The organism is Vibrio sp. 10N.261.55.C5, from assembly GCF_041470505.1.
In the GTDB taxonomy this organism is placed as follows: Bacteria; Pseudomonadota; Gammaproteobacteria; order Enterobacterales; family Vibrionaceae; genus Vibrio; species Vibrio crassostreae_C.
The window spans coordinates 1-3,764 of sequence record NZ_JBFRMS010000086.1; the positions used below are offsets into that span (position 1 = coordinate 1).

General features: G+C 37.2%; 3 protein-coding genes and 1 pseudogene. 1 reads left to right on the plus strand and 3 read right to left on the minus strand.

Annotated elements, in window-relative coordinates:
* The 3 genes and pseudogenes from AB4263_RS22595 to AB4263_RS22605 all read right to left on the minus strand — a co-directional run.
* Positions 1–267 (minus strand): annotated as a pseudogene (locus AB4263_RS22595) (hypothetical protein); the annotation flags it as partial.
* A 609-nt stretch (positions 268–876) separates the two neighbouring features.
* A complete protein-coding gene (locus AB4263_RS22600; RefSeq protein WP_102370544.1) occupies positions 877–1,755 on the minus strand; it encodes a sugar phosphate isomerase/epimerase in 879 nt (292 codons plus the stop codon).
* 33 nt (positions 1,756–1,788) lie between these two features.
* Positions 1,789–2,013 carry a hypothetical protein gene (locus AB4263_RS22605; protein ID WP_372042967.1) on the minus strand — a complete coding sequence of 75 codons (225 nt, stop codon included), beginning with the start codon at positions 2,011–2,013 and terminating at the stop codon, positions 1,789–1,791.
* Positions 2,014–2,309: 296 nt separating this feature from the next.
* Between AB4263_RS22605 and manA the strand changes: the two genes are divergently transcribed.
* A complete protein-coding gene (gene manA / locus AB4263_RS22610) occupies positions 2,310–3,488 on the plus strand; it encodes a mannose-6-phosphate isomerase, class I (protein WP_102370546.1) in 1,179 nt (392 codons plus the stop codon).
* The last annotated feature ends 276 nt before the right edge of the window (positions 3,489–3,764 follow it).

The following is a 3,764-nucleotide window of genomic DNA, read 5'->3' on the forward strand; positions in this document are numbered from 1 at the left end:
ACTATCCTGCCAGATAGGGACAGTACCAAAATTAATCATATCAATCTCAGACTTTATAGATTTAAAAAAACAATAAGGATTTATCCGTTCTCCCGTAGTGACATCTTTAATTCTGACTAAAGCCTCAAACCCCAATAATCTTCCTGAAAAAGATACTATAGGTTGAAATACACTTTCAAAATAGAAGCCATTATAGTTCGCTACATATAGTCCATTAACTCGGTCAGTTGCATTTTTAATGTCGTGCTTTTTTAACAGGCAGTCCATACACTGATCATTATTCACGTAGTTAATTTAATCCCCTCCCTTTTTCGAAACTTCTTGCTAATATAAATTTAGTGAATCCTTGTAAATCGATAGTCATTAGAAACTGTTACACTTCAATCTATCACTATCTTGTTTAACCCATATGAAGTTGTTTGAGAACTCTTCCTATGCATCGGGTTTCTTTTGAAGTAAACTTCTTCGTAATACAACATAAATCCATTCTCTCTTGAAGCCCCCTACTTTCAGGATGTCATCGTTGGAGGACCAAAGGTAATACACGAATAAAAATTAATTAGGCGCACGGCATTTTGAGTAAAATAAAACCATGTGACAAATGAATATTATTCACACAATGTATGCATATTGGTAATAGATTAAATTATCAGTAATTGCCCCTTCATTTTGACAAGCGATGATATTGATACGCAATTGGGCAATTGTTGATAATTGAACATTGGATAGATCGGTTTTGGAGTACCCTGGCAAAGCCTGTACTGCTCTTATATCTGGTTAATCACGGCTTTCCAAGGAAAGCCGTTTTTATCTTCAAGAAGTCACTTTTGTTCTATCTAATTGATTTACTTTATCATTTCGAGTTTGGATGGCAATTCAACTGATAGTTCTTTCAATCAAATTGATAGTTTTTTTTGTGCCTTCAAACTCACTGAGAACATCACCTTCATATTCGGCAGAGACGACACCATCAAAGTCATGCTCTCTAAGAATTTCAATATATTTTTTGAAGTCAACTGTTAATTCATTTCCGTTTTCGTCAAAGTTATAAGATTTAGCACTCACCCCAAATGTATAAGGAGCAAGATCTATAACTCCTTGAGTTCTGTCATAATGCCTCTTCGGGTCATGATGCCACCCGCCCATAAAAAAGTTATCGAAGTCCAAATAAACACCGACATTTTCTCTGCCTACTTCTTCAATCAACATAGCAAGCCAAGCGCCATTGTTAGAGGAAAAACCATGGTTTTCTATAACAATTTTAATACCGTAATTTATGGCACAGTCAGCAAGAGCCGAAATGGTTTGTGCGCATTGCTTCATCTGGTTTAGGTAAGTTCCGTCACCGTACGCATTGACCCTTAACATCGAACAACCTAGCTCTGAGGCGACCTGTAACCAAATCAAATGTTTTTCTAACGAAGCATTTCTCTCTGAAGCTAATGAAGCCCCTAAGTTTCCAAGTTCATCACACATCAAGCACCCAAACTTGATCCCAAGTTCTTCAGCCCGATTACGATACTCTTTAAGCCATGCTAAATCGGTAGCTCTCGAAAAAAATAGGATGTTAACTAAATCTACTGTAGTGACACCTAAACCATTGACGGTATTAAGAAAAGAGATGGAGTCCATATCTCCTCTCAAAATTGTGTCTGGGTTATCAGAATGTAACTCTTGCAAATAGCGGTCATAATCTTCACGGCTCCTACCTAATATAGAACGATGAAATGACCATTGAGATAAACCAATCTCCATTATCTAGTATCCTCTTATTTAAGACTGAGTGAATTATTCTTTGCTAGATTTTGTAACCAAAGAATATGTTTCTTTGGGAGCCTTTTGCCCATGAGTAACTGAGCTCTCTAGATTTACAGCTCCACATGAAATTATTGCAATACCATCAATACCATGTAGTTCACCAACTCTAAGATAGTGTGGTATCAACGTTTCTAACCGCTCATCTTGACTAAGCACAGAGAAGTTCACGACCACTTCATTACCTTCTTTTGCCATGACTGCACACTGAGCTGAATCCCTACCAAAATCTAATGTTAATAAATTCACGCAAAAAACAAAACGTTACGGAAAGGTAGCAACGTTTCGATTTTCTTTTTTAAAGGCAGATATCTTATAATCAATATCATCTATACAGTTAGACAAACAACGTAAAAAACAAGACATCATCACAGAAAACTGTACAAACCTTCTTGTGATCGAAAAAGATATACAAATAAAATAACGTTTATATTAGCCTATAATAACCACCAAATATCGTAACGTTACGATTTAGGTGCCAATAGGAGCCAGATATGAATTTTTTTTACCCATTAACAAACATTATTCAAAACTATCCGTGGGGGAGCAAAACCTCAATTCCCCACCTTTTTGATATCGCCAATATAGACAACAAACCAATGGCTGAAATTTGGATGGGCGCACACCCAAAAGCTAGTTCAGTGATTACGTGGAAAGGAAAAGCAACGCCCTTACACGAAGCTATAAACAACAACGCTGAAGCCTTGATAGGTACAAATACATCTCAAAGATTTGGTGAATTGCCCTTTCTTTTCAAGGTTTTGGCAGCAGAGAAAGCCCTTTCAATTCAAGTACACCCAACAAAAATGGAAGCGGAAATCGGTTATCAAAAAGAAAACGATTTAGGAATCGCAATTGATGCCTATAACCGAAACTATAAAGATCCCAACCACAAACCAGAGTTAGTTTATGCACTAACACCTTATCTTGCGATGAACGGGTTTAGAGAGTTTGACGAGATTGCTACTTTACTGAAAGAAGTGAAGGTTGATGCAATAGAAGAGTTGATCCAGCAATACACACAGTTACCTGACAGCAAAAGTTTACAAATACTATTTCAAGAGCTTATGACTCTCGATGAAGTAACGAAACTAACAGCAATAAACCAATTGTTGTCGTGGGCACACACAAGCAACCACTCTCTTGCAGAATTTATCCTAGATCTTAATGAAGTCTATCCAGATGACATAGGTTTACTTTCACCGCTATTGCTTAATGTTGTTTTACTACAACCGGGAGAAGCAATGTTTTTACACTCAGGCACCCCTCACGCTTATGTAAAGGGCACGGCCTTAGAAATCATGGCAAATTCAGACAACGTATTAAGAGGAGGGTTAACACCTAAATACATAGATGTTCCGGAACTTATCTCTGCATGTACATTTATGCCGTTGGAAAAAGAAAAAATTTTGACACAACCCAAACTTATTGGTGCAGAGCAGCAATTTCCAGTTCCAGTAGAAGACTTCTCATTTTCAATATTCTCTGATGCGGATAGTGCTGAAATAACACCAAATCGAGGAGAAATTTGGTTTGTAATTGATGGTAGTGCGACGTTTAAGCATCATACTGGAGAAGAGCTAACCATCACAAAAGGCGAGTCCGCATTTATACCTTTCATTAGCAAAACGTTTGTTGTTACTAATATAGGAAACGTTGCTCGCGCCTACTGACAACAGCTTAGTCAAAAGTATTTTAATTTGCCAAAGTTGAGGCTATACAGTTGGCTTTGGCAATCTTACTTAATCCGCTACCATTCACCTTCTTGAACAGAAGGCAATAATTAACGTTGACTAACGCACACAACCTTAGTTATGAGACTATCAATCTTGTTATTTACAAAAAAACGGGAGTAACTTTTCTGCCACTCCCTCTTCTAAAGGTAATAAAACTGCAGTTCAACTAAGGTTGAATCATCAGGTCATCAATGCGGTGTTTTTCAAGGTAGT